We start from the raw sequence: 16,816 nt of genomic DNA on the forward strand, positions 1-16,816 counted from the left end.
TCCGGGCGGGTATGCTGTTGACCCCCATCGCCCGAGAGCCCTTTCCCATGAGCACCACCGTCTTTTTTGCCGTTCTTCTGGCAGCCCTGCTTCACGCCAGCTGGAATGCGCTGGTCAAAATTGGCGAAGAGCGGCTGGTGGGCGTGTCACTGGTGGCGATCTTCTCAGGGCTTATCGCCGCCGTGGCGCTGCTGCCCATGGGGCTTCCCTCTGCTACCGAGCTGCCCTGGCTCGGCCTCTCAGTCCTGCTCCATATAGGTTACTGCCTGTTTCTCAGCCATGCCTACAATCAGGGCGATTTTGGCCAGATCTATCCGCTGGCCCGTGGCAGTGCCCCGCTGCTCGCCATGGTGTTAAGTGCCCTGCTGCTGGGGGACTACCCCGGTTACGGCGGCATCATCGGCGCCTGCGTGCTGATCATGGGGGTCTTGCTGATGGCCTGGCGAGGTGAGCAGCAGCGCCTTGACAGCAAGGCAGTTCGGGCAGCACTGATCACGGCCATGTTCACGGCGACCTATACCCTCTCGGATGGAGCCGGCGCCCGCGCAGGGGGTGAACCGGTACGCTACACCCTCTGGCTCTTTGCCTGTACCGGGCTGGCGATGCTGCTGGTGTTGCTCGTCCACCAGAAACGCAACGCATGGCGCCAGATCCGTCGCCATGCGATGGCGGGAATGGCAGGAGGTGCCATGTCACTGCTCGCCTATGGGATTGTTATCTGGGCCATGACCCAAGCCCCCATTGGCGTGGTCGCGGCTCTGCGCGAAAGCAGTGTGCTGTTTGCCATGCTGCTCTCGGTCTGGCTGCTGAAAGAGCCGCTCGGGCGCATGCGGCTGACGGCGGCGGCCATTATCACTGGCGGCGTGCTGCTGACCCGGCTGGGAGGATAAGCCCTGTCGCCATTGGTGCGTATTTATCAGGCAGGATGGCGTAATTCACTCCGCCAAATATGCCGAATACGAATAATGGAAATAAGTGTCGGCCCGGGCGTAAATGTTTACATCCGCAACGTATCAATTAACTGGCAGGTCTGTTTATTTCAACCACAGCTTCATTCGGGAAACTTACCTGCCCAGCAGCATTAATGATAAAATCGTTCACAGTTAATTTTCGGCAACGCTGACCAATACAGCGCATGGTACAGACCATGCCGCTCCGCACATACATTCATTGACCGCCTGACGGGTAAGCCAGCCAGGTCAGAGATGACCCGATCGCGCCCGCCACAGCAGGATGGCATGGCGCTACCGCGTTATTAATGGGTCCGGTTTCGTCTGTTTAATTTTTGATTATTTTAAATCCAGCACCATCAGGGAGTTTTTAATATGTCGGCAAAAAAGCTGAAGTTGGGCGCTTTTATATTGATGATATTAACATCGGTATTTGGCGTCACTAATATCGGGATCGGTTTTTACCGAATGGGATATGCCGCCATTCCGATGTTCGTGATCGGCGGTCTGTTTTTCTTCATCCCGTTCATTTTGATGATGATCGAATTCGGCACCGGTTTTCGCAAAGAGGCAGGCGGTATCTTTACCTGGATGCGCCACTCGGTCTCGACCCGATTCGCCTTTATCGGTCTGACCATGTGGTTCGCCTCCTACGTCATCTGGATGTTTGGCAAGGCGCTCTCTATGTGGGTGCCCCTCTCCTTCATGCTGTTTGGCCGCGACATCACCGTCATCCCGGTCACCCTGGGTACCGGCATCGACTTTGGCCCCTTTATTCTGGGTGTGGTCGCCATCGCACTGGTGGCCACCGTCACCAAGCTCATCACCTTGGGTAGCGCCCGCTTCGCCAAAGTGGCAGCCATCGGCGGTCTCTCCGTGGTGGCACTCAACGTGTTGCTGTTGGTCGGCGGCGTCTTCACCTTCGCGGTGAGCGGCATGACCCTGCAGGAGCCCTTCACCCAGGCATCGCTGACGGCGTCTCCCAATGCAGCGTTCAACGACATCATCCCCTTCCTCGGCTTTATGGTGTTCGCCATCTTCGCCTACGGCGGGGTCGAGGCGATGGCCGGGGTGGCTGACGAGCTGGAAGATCCGGAGCGCGACCTCAAGCGCGGCATCTTCCTCTCCGGCGCCTTCATCGTGCTCTGCTACATCATCGGCTTTCTGGCGGTCGGCTCCATCATGCGCTGGAACGACTTCCCGGCCGAGGGGATCACCTCTCTCTCCGCCCTCTTCATCATCATGCTGGAGCTGGGGCGCCATCTTGGTGGCGAGTGGCTGGGACAGGTGTTCATGCGCTTTGCTGGATTGGGCATGTTCCTGAGCTATCTGGGTGCCTTTATCGCCCTCTCCTACGCACCGCTGCGCCAGTTCATCACCGGCACCCCGAGCTACTTCTGGCCGGAGCGTTTCCAGCGCGAGAACGAGAATGGCGTGCGGATTGAAGCCCTCAAGGTGCAAGCCTGGGTGGTCTGTCTGTTCATTGCCGCCAAGTCCATCTTTACCCTGATCAACCCGGAAGGGGCCGCCGCCCTCTATGAGCTGATCATCACCATGACCAACGTCGGCATGACCCTGCCCTACATGTTCCTCATCTACGCCTGGTATCGCTATCGCAACAACCCGGCGCTGGGCAAGGACCTGACCTTCTTCAAGAGCGCGGGCTCGGTACTGCTTGCCACCATCATCAGCCTGATCCTGGTCGCCTTCGGCAACGTCTTTACCGTGGTCGCCCCCTTTATCTCCGGCGATATCTCCACCGGCGTCTGGACCATCATTGGCCCGCTGCTGTTCGTGGTGATCGCCATGCGCTTCAAGATCAAGCAGGAAGATACCCACTAACCGGCAGGCAATGCTCCATGCCAATCGGGACCGTTTTGGTCCCGATTTTTTTAGCGCCGGCTTCCGCTCGCCATCACGGCCAGTCCATAGTTTCAATGCAAAAAAAAGACTCAATGGAGACCTTTTTTACGCACTCCTCGCCGTCAAAGCACGCTCAACGCCGTAAATTATCAATATCAAGGTGAGAATGATTGTGAAGCGCCAGTTCACGACATATAACTTAGCGAGATATCCCTGTATTTCGTCCGGTAGAGCTGATCATGATGATGCGTTCCCTCCTTCCCCTGTTGCTTGGCGCAGTAATGTTGCCGGCCACTATGGACAGTGCCCATGCCAACCCCTTTTCCGCCAGCAGCAAGAGCAGCAGCGGCTTTCTCGAGCGACGGGATGTGCCCAACCTCAGCTCGGCCGCTTTCGTGGTGGCCAACCACAGAACCGGCGAGGTGATCTCCGAGCGCAACGGCAATCGGGTAATGCCCATCGCCTCACTCACCAAGCTGATGACGGCGCTGGTGGTGCTGGATGCCAACCTGCGCCTCAACGAAATGCTCACCGTGACCAATGCCGACATCGACCGCATCAAGGGAACCGGCTCGCGCCTGGCCATCGGTTCCAGGCTCAGCCGCGCCGAAATGCTCCATATCGCCCTGATGTCCTCTGAAAACCGCGCCGCCTCGGCGCTGGCCCGCCACTATCCCGGCGGCCAGCGCGCCTTCGTCGAGGCGATGAATGCCAAGGCCCGCATGCTGGGGATGTGGAATACCCGCTACGCCGACAGCACCGGGCTCAACCCGCGCAATGTCTCCACCGCGCAGGATCTCGCCAAACTCGCCGCCGCAGCGGCCTCCTATCCGCTGATCCGCCAATATTCCACCGATGAGCAGAGTTATGTGCGCACCAACAAGCGTCAGCTGCACTACCTCAACTCCAACCGGCTGATCCGCGAAGGGCAATGGGAGTTCACCCTCTCCAAGACCGGCTATATCCGCGAAGCGGGCCGCTGTCTGGTGCTGGGCACCAAGGTCAATCGTGAGCCGGTGATCATGGTGCTGCTCAATGCCGAGACCACCAACGATCGGGTCGCCGACGCCAAGCGGATCAAAACCTGGCTGGAGAGCTCGGGCAGAACCACCCTGGCCGCCAACCAGAGCAGCATGCTGACTCACCAGTAAGCTCGAGCTCCCCAACCAAGCGAGGCGTCCGCCTCGCTTTTTTATCTGCATGAGCGCGCCCAAAAAACGGGAGCTTGCTCCCGTTACAGGTAACACCTTCCTCCATCCCGTTACAAAACGTAACTACTCAACAGCGTGATTCACACTAATAGAATCAATTGGTTGTAACCTGGCAGCAAGAATTTTAGCGTGCTATCACAACCCCTGTAACGACGAGCCACCATGCGTATTTCCAGTATCGAGTGCGGGCGGGTACTGGCCATTCTGGCCGTGATGACCATTCACGTATCCCCCTTCGCCAATCCGTTCAATCCCGCTCTGTGGGGAAGTGGATCCTGGCTCTGGCTGAGCGGCACCATCAACCAGTTATGCCGCTTTGCAGTGCCGCTGTTTTTCCTTTGTGCCGGTTACTTTCTGCAGCCGAGACTGAGCCGCGAAGCGCCGCTGACCGTTGCCTGGCACTACTGCCGCCCCTTGCTGTTGCTCTGGCTGGTGTGGAGTCTGGTCTACCTGCTAGTGCCGTTCAATCCGCTGGATGCCGTGCAACAGGGCTATCTGGCCTCCCTGTGCGGGCAGTGGCAATTCCAGCTCGGCGACCCCCTCAATGGCTGGCTGGTGGGCGGCATGATCCACCTCTGGTTTCTGCCAGCCCTGGTGATGGCGGTGGCCCTGCTGGCACTCTGCTATCGGCTTGGCAGACCATCGCTCGCCCTCTGGCTGGGTCTTGGCCTTTACCTGCTGGCGCTGCTGGGGGGCTCCTATGCCAAGCCGCTGCTGGGCACCGAGTGGCCACTACTCACCCGTAACGGCCCCTTCTTCTCCCTGCTGTTTGTGGCGCTCGGGGCCCTGCTGCGCCAGCGTCAGTGGCAGCCCGATGCCCGCACCGGCTGGCAACTGCTGCTGGCGGGCGTGGCGCTCTATGGCTGTGAAGCCTGGGCGCTGCAGCACTTCGCCGCAGTGCCGCTCACCCGCCACGACTTCCTGCTCGGCTCCCTTCCCTGGGCTATCGGCCTGTTTGGCCTGCTGCTGGCCAACCCCGAGTGGGGCAAGGGCAGCTGGCTTGAGCGCCAGGCCCCCAAAGTGCTCGGGATCTACTGCCTGCACATGATGCTGGTGGTCTGGCTCTTCGTATTCGGCCCGCAGGGCGCATCCATCCTGTGGGAGATCACCAAGGTGCCGCTGCTGCTGGGATCGTCGTTGCTAGTCTATCGCCTGCTGGCGGCACAGCCCCTCACCCGCCGACTGCTGCGCACCCACTGAGTCCGATATCCGGCCCGTCCTATCGGGCCGGATGCCTCTTCACGTTTTGTCCCTTTCTCTTCCGCTACGCCCTTTTTCCCTTGCTTCGTTCGCGCGGTTTGCTGCAATGGCTCTGCTTTTCAGCCGAGCTCCCCCCGACCGCACAACCCGCCTCCAATACCCCCCTCCATTTTCACCTTGCCAGACAAATGAAAATCAATATCATTGGCATCCCGCTTAAGCAGGTCAGGCTAATTATAATTAAATCAATATGTTCGAGCCGTCAGGTCGACATCCAAAGAGTCAATATTGAATATGCAGCACCCTCACTTTCGCAGAACGCTGGTCTCGCTGGCACTGCTGGGCACCGGCTTCACAGCCCAGGCCGCCGATGAAACCATGACTGTGGTTGGCAAACGTTCCCAGCATCAGGAAGTTGCCACCGCTACCCGTACCAATACGCCAGCCAAGCTGGTGCCCCAGACCATCGACAGCGTCAAGGTCAGCGAGCTGACCGCCTTCGGCCAACCGACGCTGAGTGAAGCCCTGAGCGGCATTCCCGGGGTCAACGCCAGCGGTGATACCCGCTTCGATGGAGTCAATATCCGCGGCTTCAGCGCCAGCAACGACTTCTATCTCGACGGGTTCCGCGACGACATGCAGTACACCCGGGATCTCGGCAACATCGAGCGAGTGGAAGTGCTCAAGGGCCCGGCTGCCGTGCTCTACGGCCGCGGCAGCACGGGGGGCATCGTCAATCGAGTCAGCAAGAAGCCGCAAAAAGGGCAGGAGTCCAGCGTCACCGCCCGGGTCGGCAGCTTTGACAGCCAGCGGCTGGCCGCCGACCTCAATGGCGAGGCGAGTGAGCAGGTGCAACTGCGCCTCAACATGGCGCAAGAGGACAAAGATAGCTTCCGCAACGGCGTGAAGAGCAAGCGCACTCTGCTGGCCCCTTCCGCCAACTGGGAGATCCGCGACAACCTCAACTGGCTGGTGCAGTACGAGCGCAACGAACATGACCGCACCCCGGATCGCGGCATTCCCGGGGTCAATGGCCGTCCGGCCGATGTGCCGCGAGAGTATGTTTACAGCGATACCAGCCGCGACTTCATCGATGACGTGGCACAATCCACCCGCTCACGACTCTCCTGGGATATCAACGATCAATGGCAACTGCGCCAGCAGCTCGGTTACTCCACCCTCGACAGCCAGTTTGACAACACCTATGTCACCAGCGTCAAAGGGGATAAGGTGACCCGCTCCCGCTGGCAGCAGGATCTGAAAGCGAAGAACCTGATCAGCAACACCGAGGCCGAGGGTCTGTTCCAGACCGGCCCGGTGGAACATCGCCTGCTGGTTGGCTTCGAGCAGAACTGGCAGGAGCGCACACCCAAGCTCTACCAGAACGCCACCGCCATCCCGTCCGGCAACCCCTACGACCCGGGCTCACTGCCTACCTACAATGGCGCCATGAAGCTCTCCAGCGACGCCAAACACAAGGTGCGCGGCAATGGCCTCTATCTGCAGGATCAGCTCAGCCTGGGTGACTGGCATCTGGTTGGCGGACTACGCCGTGACGACTTCACCGTCACCAGTCGCCGCTACGACCTCAACAAGGAGGAGAGCGTCTCGGTCAACAGCCTGAGCCCGCGCCTCGGCCTGGTGTGGAATCCCTTCGAGGATCACGCCTTCTACACCTCCTACAGCAAGACCTTCACTCCGGTGGGCGGCGAGCTGATCGGCATCACCCCGGGTGACAAGAATAACGGGCTGGAACCCCAGCACACCCGCCTCTACGAAGGAGGTGTGAAGAGTGACTGGCTGAACGGCAAGCTGGCGACCACCCTCTCCCTCTATCGACTGGAGATGTACAACAAACGCACCAAGGATCCGCTGGATCCCACCAAGGTAATCCTCACCGGCCTGCAACGAACCGAAGGGATCGAGCTGAGCGCCCGTGCCGAGCTGACCGACGAGATCTATCTGCGTGGCGGCTTTGCCATTCAGGATGCGGAGCAGGTCAAGGCGGATGCGGATCTGCAGGGCAAGCGCCCGATGAACGTCTCCCGCCAGAATGGCCAGTTCTACCTCGGCTACAAGAGTGGCGAGCAGGGCTGGTTCGGTGAAACCGGCGTAACGGCGGTGGGCGATCGCTTCGCCGACAACGCCAACACCACCACACTGCCCGGTTACGCCCGCTTCGATGCGCGCGCCGGTTATCGCTGGCAGCAGTGGGAAGCCGAGCTGAGCGCCGAAAACCTTACCGATCACGAGTACTTTGTCAGCGCCACCAGTGCCACCCAGATCATGCCGGGTACACCCCGTCAGCTGAGTCTGACCGGTACCTACCGCTTCTGATCTCTGTGACAACCACCCTGACTGGCCAGCCCTTGCTGGCCAGTTTTTTTATGAAGCAACCACGATGAAACGCAGAAGAGTTCCCCTTCACAACAACAAATGGGTACGCCGCCTCCATGCCTGGGCCGGTTTTTTTACCCTCGCCCTGATGCTGATGTACGGCATCACCGGTCTCTGGCTGCAACACCGTGCCGTGTTGCCCATCCCCGGCCCCCACACCGACAAATCGAGTGAAGAGATAGTGCTGGAGGCACCGCTCGCCAGCCCGGAGCAGCTGAAAAGCCTGCTGCAACAGCGCTATCCCGATACCTTTGCCGACGGGCGAACCATGATCACCCCGGCCCAGACCCTGCCCACCCCGAACGGCCCGCTCACCCTGCCCGCCAAGTGGGAGATGCGCGGCGTCACCCTCAGCCAGAGCGTGGCCGCAAGCTATGTTGAGGGTACCCTGCTGGTACGTACCGACCTGCAACTGGCTAACTTTGCCGCCAGCCTAAACCGGCTGCACCGCGGCATGGGTACCGGCCTCGGCTGGCAGCTGTTTGGCGATATCGCCGCCCTGGCCCTGCTGCTGCTCGCCCTCACCAGCCTGTTTATGTGGACCAAGCTGCACGGTACACCCAGAGCCATCATCGCGCTGACGCTCGCTGGCACCCTCGGTACCCTGCTGTTTGCCCTGCTGGGATAGCACGGCAACCATGTTCTGATGCAGCAAGGTTTGGAAAAAAACGCAATAGAAACAGACCGCTGGCGGTGATGCCGGCGGCCACATCAAGAAAAGGAAATAACGGAGAGCGGCAAAAGAGAAGGGATACCAAGAGGTAACGGGAAGTACTGCCTGCTCAGCAGCAACGCACCAATGCGCAGGAACGCCAAAAAACAAAAGGCCATCATTGCTGATGGCCTTTTGTCATGAATTTTATGGTGCCCGGGGTCGGACTCGAACCGACACGGTTATTCACCGGCGGATTTTGAATCCGCTGCGTCTACCGATTTCGCCACCCGGGCAACTGCGAGGGATTATACGAATGGCGCGATGCCATGCAAGGTGTTTTTCGATTGAACACTCCCGTTTGTTCATTTATTCAACGCCTTGCCGATGCGGGGCCAGTTACATAGAATGCCGCCATCATCTTAATGGAATAAAAACGATGGCCAAGCCTAAAAAAGTCCAACAAAAATCCCCCTCTCCCGCCACTCAGCCATACCCGTCAGCGGGTCTGATGCGTCGCCTCGGCGCCCTCATCTATGATGCGCTGGTGGTGACTTCGCTGCTGATCATCGCCGGCTTTATCGGCATGGGTGTCGCCAAGCTGTTGCTGGTCACCGGCATGGCCAGCGTACCCGCGGGTGAAGATACCGTCTGGTTGCTGACCCGCCACCACCTGAGCCTGATCTACACCCTGTGGCTCGCCTTCGTCATCTGTGGTTTCTACACCTGGTTCTGGACCCGCGCTGGCCAGACCGTCGGCATGCGCGCCTGGCGGCTGCGCATTCAGAACGAAGATGGCAGCCATATCCGTATTACCCAGGCGCTGATCCGTCTCGCCACCGCCGCCTTTGGTCTGGGCAACCTGATGTGCCTGTTCAACCGCCAGCGTCCGCGGGCGTTTCAGGATATCTGGGCCGAGTGCGAAGTGATCGTGCTGAGCAAGCAGGAAAATCTGGAATTGCTTAACAAGTAATACCGAAGCAATGCAGCAACGAAAGAGGGCACCAACAGGTGCCCTCTTTGCATTTCCTCATAACCTCGTGCGGGTTACTGCTTGCGGCTGAGGATGTAGAAGGAGATGCCGCCAAACAGCAGGCTGGGCGCAATAGCCGCCAGAATCGGCGGTACCGCATAGACCAGACTGATGGGGCCAAACACCCGATCACTCACATAGACGGCAAAGCCGGTCATGATCCCCATCAGCATCCGAGCCCCCATGCTCACCGAACGTAGCGGGCCGAAGATGAAGGAGGAGGCCAGCAGGATCATCGCCACCACCGAGAGCGGTGACAGCAATTTGCGCCACATCTCCAGCTTGTAGCGACCGGCATCCTGCTTGTTGGCATCGAGATAACCGATGTAGTCGAGCAGACCGGAGACCGAGAGGTTCTCGGGGTCGATACTCACCACCCCCAGCTGCTTGGGCGTCAGCTCCGAGCTCCACTCCATCTTGTCATGCTGTTCGCTGCGGATCTGCGCCGGGTCGTCGAAGCGGGTAACCTGGGTCTGCTTGAGCAGCCAGTGGTGACGCTCAAACACCCCCTCCTGCGCCTGCACCACGTCGATCAGCTTGCGCTCGGGGGTGAAGCGATAGAGGGTGATGCCGGTGAGGGCGCCATCGTTACGCACCCCGTTGATATTGACGAAGTTGTTGCCATCGCGAGCCCACACCCCGTAGGCGGAAACCGTCAGACGACCTTCGGACAGCGCGCCCGCCTTGATGTCATCGGCCATCCGCTTGGCGATGGGGGCCACATATTCCCCCATCAACCCCACCATGATCATCAGCGGGATCGCCGTCTTGAGCGCCGCCATCACGATACTGATCTTGGAGCGACCCGCCGCCTGCATCACCACCAGCTCGGAACTGGTCGCCAGCTGACCCAGACCAATCAGGCCACCCAGCAGCGCGGCCAGCGGGAAGAAGAGCACCGCCTCTTTTGGCATCGAAAGCAGCACATAGTAGAGGGCGTTGAGCATGTCGTAATTGCCGTCACCGACCGACTTGAGCTGCTCCACATACTTGATGAGCGCTGCAAGGCCAACGAGCGTGATTTCACACAGCAGGATCGACATAAAGATGACCCTACCGATATACCTATCGAGAATGCCAAACATCAGCAGAAGTTCCTATGTTGCAGCATCATGCTGATTTTCTGTTGAAATAGCGCCCTTTCACCCCGTTCCACCAGCTGGTGCCCTGCACATTGAGGGGCAGGCCGATAAACAGCAGGTAACCGAGCGGCACCAGGAACATCCCCGGCCAGTAGGGCAGCCGACCGCTGTCGATGGCCGAACGGGCGGCGCTGAGCAGCAGGAAGTAGGAGAGATAGAGCATGATGGCCGGCAGCAGCTTGGCGTAGCGCCCCTGACGGGGATTGACCCGCGCCAGCGGTACCACCAGCAGGGTGAGCACCGGAATGGAGAGGGGCAGCGAGATACGCCACTGCAATTCCGCCATCATGGCGTTGTCCTGGGTACCGAACAGTTCCATGGTCGGCTTGGCCGCTGCCTTGCGGTTGGAACGCTCCATCTCCTGCTGGCGGATCACCAGACCATATTCGCGAAAATCGGAGATCTGGAACTGTTTGCCGGAGAAGTACCCCTCGTAGCGGGAACCATCCATCAGAGTCAGCCACTGCAGACCGTTCTCATCGACCGTCACCACCCCTTCGGTCGCCACCACCACCGAGGGAGGATTGTTCCCCTCCGCCCGCTGCAGCACGAAGATCTTTTGCAGTTTTGAGCCGTTGTCGTTCAAATCCTGGATATAGGCAACCAGACGCCCCTTGTCGAGCTCCATAAAGCGGCCCGCCTGCAGGAAGGAGATACCCGGATCCGACTTGAACTCGTCGATCACCTGATACTCGCGCTCCTTGGCCTGCGGGGCGATCCAGCCAGTGTTGAACGCCGCAACCACCGCCGTCAGCAAGGCCAGCAACATGGCGCTGCGCATCACAAAACGGTGGCTGAAGCCGACCGCATGCATCACCGTCATCTCGCTTTCGGCGTAGAGGCGACCATGGGCAAACAAAATGGCTAAAAAGAGACTGATAGGCAGCATCAACAACGCCATATTGGGCAAGTTGAGCAGCAGCAGGGTGGAGACCAGACGTGTCGGCACCTCGCCATCGGCGGCGTCACCGATGATCTTGATAAATTGTTGGCTGACAAAGATAAGCAGCAATACGAATAACACTGCCAGCTGGGTTTTCAGGGTTTCCCTGAACAAATATCGGAAAACGATCACAGTCATTCCCAAGTAAACTTGTGTTTTTAGTCGAATGCCTGAAAAATAGGGCCGTATATTGGATTTTTACCAGTTTGAACTGCGGAGCCTGTGGCTGTTCGCTCCGCCTCTGATACCCCAACAAGCACCGCATTATTCAATAAAAGGTGCCTTTTGTCTTTAGGATGTAGGAGATTCCATGGAGTTCAGTGTAAAGAGTGGCAGTCCAGAGAAGCAACGGAGCGCCTGCGTCGTAGTCGGCGTATTTGAGCCTCGTCGCCTCTCTCCGGTTGCCGAACAACTGGACAAGATCAGCGATGGCTATATCAGTTCGCTGCTGCGCCGTGGTGACCTGGAAGGGAAACCAGGCCAGATGCTGCTGCTGCATCAAGTACCGGGCGTGCTCAGCGAGCGCGTACTGCTGGTCGGATGCGGCAAGGAGCGGGAACTCGACGAACGCCAGTACAAGCAGATCATCAACAAGACCATCACCACCCTGAACGAAACCGGCTCCATGGAAGCGGTCTGCTTCCTCACCGAGCTGCACGTCAAGGGTCGGGATACCTATTGGAAGGTGCGCCAGGCGGTAGAAACCACCAAGGCGGGCCTCTACAGCTTTGATCAGTTCAAGACCAACAAGGCCGAGCCACGTCGCCCGCTGCGCAAGCTGGTATTCAACGTGCCGACGCGTCGGGAACTGACCATTGGTGAAAAAGCCATCGCTCACGGTCTGGCCGTGGCCAAGGGTGTGCGGGTCTGCCGCGACGTGGCGAACATGCCGCCCAACGTCTGCAACCCGGCCTATCTGGCCTCCCAGGCCCGTCGTCTGGCCGATGCCTACGACAACATCACCACCAAGGTGGTGGGCGAGCAGGAGATGGCCGAGCTCGGCATGAACTCCTATCTGGCGGTGGCCCGCGGCTCCGACAATGAAGCCATGATGGCCATCATCGAATACAAGGGTCATCCGGATGCCAAGCCCATCGTGCTGGTCGGCAAGGGTCTAACCTTTGACTCCGGCGGCATCTCCATCAAGCCGGCCGACGGTATGGACGAGATGAAGTACGACATGGGTGGCGCTGCCTCCGTGCTCGGTACCATGCATGCGCTGGCCCAGCTGCAACTGCCGATCAACGTCATCGGCGTACTGGCAGGCTGCGAGAACATGCCGGGTGGCAACGCCTATCGTCCGGGTGACATTCTCACCTCCATGTCCGGCCAAACCATCGAAGTGCTCAACACCGATGCGGAAGGTCGTCTGGTGCTGTGTGATGCGCTGACCTATGTGGACCGCTTCGATCCGGAAACCGTCATCGACGTGGCGACCCTGACCGGTGCCTGCGTCATCGCGCTGGGCCACCACACCTCGGGTCTGCTGGCCAACCACAACCCGCTGGCCCACGAGCTGCTCAACGCCTCCGAACAGGCGGGTGATCGCGCCTGGCGTCTGCCGCTATTTGACGAGTATCAGGAGCAGATCGACAGCCCGTTCGCCGACATGGCCAACATCGGCGGTCGTCCGGCCGGCACCATCACCGCAGCCGCCTTCCTGTCACGCTTCACCAAGAAGTACAACTGGGCCCACCTGGATATCGCCGGGACTGCCTGGAAGAGTGGCAAGGATAAAGGCTCCACCGGTCGTCCGGTGCCCCTGCTGACCCAGTTCCTGCTGAACCGGGCTGGCGTGGATATCGAAGAGAAAGAGTAACTTTTTCATCCCTTCTGATGCGTGCATCAAAAGGGTTGGCGTTACCCTGAACCACAAGGAAGAGGCCCGCCTCTTCCTTGTTTCATTCTTGAATCAGTGAGCTGCGGACGGGAAACGCCCCGTCAGCCTCATGAGGCGGTCAACAGTCCGTCACCGCAAAACGGGATCAACCTGATGAGCCAAGTGACCTTTTACCTGATGAGCGAACAGGATGACGCGCAGGCCTCTGCGGTCGAGCGACTGGCCTGCACTCTTGCGGCCGAGTCGTGGGGGGCGGGCCATATCTACCTGTTCTGCAACGATGAGGCCCAGGCCCTGCGCCTCGACGAGCTGTTGTGGCAACTGCCGCCGGAGCGCTTCGTGCCGCACCAGCTGCAAGGCGAAAGCGGCATGGCCCCGGTGGAGATCGGCTATCAGCCACCGAAACGGCGCTACGCCCGCCTCATCAATCTGGCCACTGCGACACCTTTGTTTGCAGGACACTTCGCTCAAGTGGTAGATTTTGTCCCCACTGACGAAACACAAAAGCAGCAAGCCCGCGAGCGCTACAAGCACTATCGCCAGGCAGGCCATACCCTCGAAATGAGGGATCAGCCCGTCCTTGCCGCACCGGATCCGGCGCAGCCCTGACTGCAACCAATTGATCCATAAAGAATCAACACCAGACTCCATCCATCCAGATTACGGCGAGACCATGGAAAAGACTTTTAATCACAACGCCATCGAACAGGCGCTCTATCAGCACTGGGAAGCCCAGGGTTACTTCAAGCCCCACGGCGACACCAGCAAAGACTCCTTCTGCATCATGATCCCGCCGCCGAACGTCACCGGCAGCCTGCACATGGGTCACGCCTTCCAGCAAACCCTGATGGATACCCTGATCCGCTACAACCGCATGCAGGGCAAGAACACCCTGTGGCAGGCAGGTACCGACCACGCCGGTATCGCCACCCAGATGGTGGTTGAGCGCAAGATCGCCGCAGAAGAGGGCAAGACTCGCCACGATTACGGCCGTGATGCTTTCATCGACAAGATTTGGCAGTGGAAGGAAGAGTCCGGTGGCACCATCACCCGCCAGATGCGCCGTCTGGGCGACTCCGTGGATTGGGAGCGCGAGCGCTTCACCATGGATGAGGGTCTCTCCGCCGCCGTGCAGGAAGTGTTTGTTCGTCTCTACGAAGATGGCCTGATGTACCGCGGCAAGCGTCTGGTGAACTGGGATCCGAAACTCAACACCGCCATCTCCGATCTGGAAGTGGAAAACCGCGAGATCAAGGGCCACATGTGGCACCTGCGCTATCCGCTGGCCAACGGCGCCAAGACCGCCGAAGGCAAGGATTACCTGATCGTCGCCACCACCCGTCCGGAGACCATGCTGGGCGATACCGCCGTGGCCGTGAACCCGGAAGACCCGCGCTACAAGGCGCTGATCGGCCAGCACATCCTGCTGCCGCTGGTGAACCGTCTGATCCCCATCGTTGCCGATGAACACGCCGACATGGAGAAGGGCACCGGTTGCGTGAAGATCACCCCGGCCCACGACTTCAACGATAACGAAGTGGGCAAGCGCCACAGCCTGCCGATGATCAACATCTTCACTCTGGACGCCCACGTGCGTGCCGAAGCCGAAGTGGTCGACACCAACGGCAACCCGAGCACTGCCTACGACGCTGCCCTCCCGGCCGAGTTCGCCGGTCTGGAGCGCTTCGCTGCCCGCAAGGCGATTCTGGCCAAGCTGGAAGAGCTGGGTCTGCTGGACGAGATCAAGGATCACGTGCTGCAACAGCCTTACGGCGATCGCGGTGGCGTGCCCATCGAGCCGATGCTGACCGACCAGTGGTACGTGCGCGTGGCACCGATGGCCAAGACCGCTATCGAGGCGGTGGAAGATGGCCGCATCCAGTTCGTGCCGAAGCAGTACGAAAACATGTACTTCTCCTGGATGCGCGACATTCAGGACTGGTGCGTCTCCCGTCAGCTGTGGTGGGGTCACCGCATTCCGGCATGGTATGACGATGCAGGCAACGTCTACGTTGGCCGCAGCGAAGACGAAGTGCGCGCCAAGCACAGCATCCCGGCCGTAACCGTACTGCGTCAGGACGAAGACGTGCTCGACACCTGGTTCAGCTCCGCCCTGTGGACCTTCTCCACTCTGGGCTGGCCGAACAACACCGAGGCACTCAAGACCTTCCACCCGACCGACGTGCTGATGAGCGGCTTCGACATCATCTTCTTCTGGATTGCCCGGATGATCATGATGACCATGCACTTCATCAAGGACGAAAACGGACAGCCGCAAGTCCCCTTCAAGACCGTCTACATCACGGGCCTCATCCGCGACGAAGAGGGCCAGAAGATGTCCAAGTCCAAGGGCAACGTGCTGGACCCCCTCGACATGATCGACGGTATCTCGCTGGAAGATCTGCTGGAGAAGCGCACCGGCAACATGATGCAGCCGCAGATGGCCGAGAAGATCGCCAAGCGTACTGCCAAGCAGTTCCCGGAAGGGATCGATGCCCACGGCACCGACGCCCTGCGCTTCACTCTGGCTGCGCTGGCCTCTACCGGTCGTGACATCAACTGGGACATGAAGCGCCTGGATGGCTACAACAACTTCTGCAACAAGTTGTGGAACGCCTCCCGCTATGTGCTGATGAACACCGAAGATCAGGATTGTGGCTTCAACTGCGGCGAGATGCAGTTCAGTCTGGCGGACCGCTGGATCCAGTCCCAGCTGCAAGTGGCCATCCGTGACTTCCGTACCGCCCTCGATACCTACCGCTTCGACATCGCGGCTGGCGTACTGTACGAGTTTATCTGGAACCAGTTCTGTGACTGGTATCTGGAGCTGACCAAGCCGGTGCTGACCAAGGGTTCCGAGGCCGAGCAGCGCGCTGCCCGCCACACCCTCGTGACTGTGCTCGAAACCCTGCTGCGTCTGGCACACCCGATCATCCCGTTCATCACCGAGACCATCTGGAAATCGGTCGCGCCGCTGGCTGGCGTACACGCCGACACCATCATGATTCAGGCCTTCCCGGAATTCGACGCCGCCAAGGTAGACGAAGCCGCGATGGCGGATCAGGAGTGGGTGAAGGAGTTCATCGTCAGCATCCGCAACATCCGAGCCGAGATGAACGTGGCACCGAGCGTGCCCCTCAACGTGCTGCTCCAGTGCGATGCCAAGGATGCCCAGCGCGCCGCCGACAACGAGGCCTTCCTCAAGTCGCTGGCCCGTCTGGAGTCCATCCGCGTTCTGGCGGACGGTGAAACCGCCCCGCTGTCAGTGAAGAAGCTGATCGGCGCTACCGAGCTGATGATCCCGATGGCCGGTCTCATCGACAAGGATGCCGAGCTGGCCCGTCTGGCCAAAGAGGTTGCCCGTCTGGTGGGCGAGTGCGGCCGTATCGAAGGCAAACTCGGCAACGAAGCCTTCGTCGCCAAGGCGCCGGAAGCGGTCATCGCCAAAGAGCGCGAGAAGCTGGAAGATTACCGTCTCCAGCTGACCAAGCTGGAAGCCCAGCAGGCTGAAATCGCCGCGCTGTAAGCACCGCCCCAACCGATACAACAAAGCCCCCTGCCAAGGGGGCTTTTTCATATCCGCGC

At 59.7% G+C, this 16,816-nt stretch carries 12 protein-coding genes and 1 tRNA gene; 10 read left to right on the forward strand and 3 right to left on the reverse strand.

Going from position 1 to position 16,816, the window contains the following annotated elements:
• The first annotated feature begins 11 nt into the window (after positions 1–11).
• From OKC42_RS08265 to OKC42_RS08290, 6 genes are all read left to right on the forward strand, one after another.
• Positions 12–890 (forward strand): DMT family transporter, encoded by an 879-nt coding sequence (locus tag OKC42_RS08265; RefSeq protein WP_333563372.1) that lies wholly within the window; start codon positions 12–14, stop codon positions 888–890.
• Between the two features lie 435 nt (positions 891–1,325).
• Positions 1,326–2,792 (forward strand): glutamate/gamma-aminobutyrate family transporter YjeM, encoded by a 1,467-nt coding sequence (gene yjeM / locus OKC42_RS08270; RefSeq protein WP_270819446.1) that lies wholly within the window; start codon positions 1,326–1,328, stop codon positions 2,790–2,792.
• A gap of 260 nt (positions 2,793–3,052) precedes the next feature.
• Positions 3,053–3,964: a D-alanyl-D-alanine endopeptidase gene (gene pbpG / locus OKC42_RS08275; protein WP_005336410.1), complete on the forward strand. Its 912-nt coding sequence runs from the start codon at positions 3,053–3,055 to the stop codon at positions 3,962–3,964.
• Between the two features lie 222 nt (positions 3,965–4,186).
• Positions 4,187–5,224, forward strand: coding sequence for an acyltransferase (locus OKC42_RS08280; RefSeq protein ID WP_270819447.1), 1,038 nt, complete (start codon positions 4,187–4,189; stop codon positions 5,222–5,224).
• 294 nt (positions 5,225–5,518) lie between these two features.
• Positions 5,519–7,561 (forward strand): TonB-dependent receptor, encoded by a 2,043-nt coding sequence (locus OKC42_RS08285; RefSeq protein ID WP_270819448.1) that lies wholly within the window; start codon positions 5,519–5,521, stop codon positions 7,559–7,561.
• Between the two features lie 64 nt (positions 7,562–7,625).
• On the forward strand, positions 7,626–8,249 hold the full coding sequence (locus OKC42_RS08290) for a PepSY-associated TM helix domain-containing protein (protein WP_064335250.1): 624 nt from the start codon (positions 7,626–7,628) through the stop codon (positions 8,247–8,249).
• A 234-nt stretch (positions 8,250–8,483) separates the two neighbouring features.
• Here the strand turns inward: OKC42_RS08290 and OKC42_RS08295 are convergent.
• Positions 8,484–8,569 (reverse strand) — tRNA-Leu (locus tag OKC42_RS08295).
• Between the two features lie 143 nt (positions 8,570–8,712).
• Between OKC42_RS08295 and OKC42_RS08300 the strand changes: the two genes are divergently transcribed.
• Positions 8,713–9,246 (forward strand): RDD family protein, encoded by a 534-nt coding sequence (locus tag OKC42_RS08300; RefSeq protein ID WP_167557201.1) that lies wholly within the window; start codon positions 8,713–8,715, stop codon positions 9,244–9,246.
• 74 nt (positions 9,247–9,320) lie between these two features.
• On the opposite strand, the gene lptG is transcribed toward OKC42_RS08300, so the two are convergent.
• Positions 9,321–10,391, reverse strand: a complete 1,071-nt coding sequence (lptG, locus tag OKC42_RS08305) for an LPS export ABC transporter permease LptG (protein WP_128814835.1) — start codon at positions 10,389–10,391, stop codon at positions 9,321–9,323.
• Positions 10,392–10,416: 25 nt separating this feature from the next.
• A complete protein-coding gene (gene lptF, locus OKC42_RS08310; RefSeq protein ID WP_270819451.1) occupies positions 10,417–11,529 on the reverse strand; it encodes an LPS export ABC transporter permease LptF in 1,113 nt (370 codons plus the stop codon).
• Positions 11,530–11,701: 172 nt separating this feature from the next.
• On the opposite strand from lptF, the gene pepA reads away from it, so the two are divergent.
• The 3 genes from pepA (at position 11,702) to OKC42_RS08325 (ending at position 16,757) form a co-directional block, all read left to right on the forward strand.
• Positions 11,702–13,210, forward strand: a complete 1,509-nt coding sequence (gene pepA, locus OKC42_RS08315; protein ID WP_005336423.1) for a leucyl aminopeptidase — start codon at positions 11,702–11,704, stop codon at positions 13,208–13,210.
• Positions 13,211–13,384: 174 nt separating this feature from the next.
• Positions 13,385–13,840 carry a DNA polymerase III subunit chi gene (locus tag OKC42_RS08320; protein ID WP_040068777.1) on the forward strand — a complete coding sequence of 152 codons (456 nt, stop codon included), beginning with the start codon at positions 13,385–13,387 and terminating at the stop codon, positions 13,838–13,840.
• 64 nt (positions 13,841–13,904) lie between these two features.
• Positions 13,905–16,757, forward strand: a complete 2,853-nt coding sequence (locus OKC42_RS08325) for a valine--tRNA ligase (protein WP_270819453.1) — start codon at positions 13,905–13,907, stop codon at positions 16,755–16,757.
• Positions 16,758–16,816: the final 59 nt, after the last annotated feature.

This window comes from Aeromonas sp. Y311-2 (assembly GCF_027706025.1).
Classification (GTDB): Bacteria; Pseudomonadota; Gammaproteobacteria; order Enterobacterales; family Aeromonadaceae; genus Aeromonas; species Aeromonas veronii.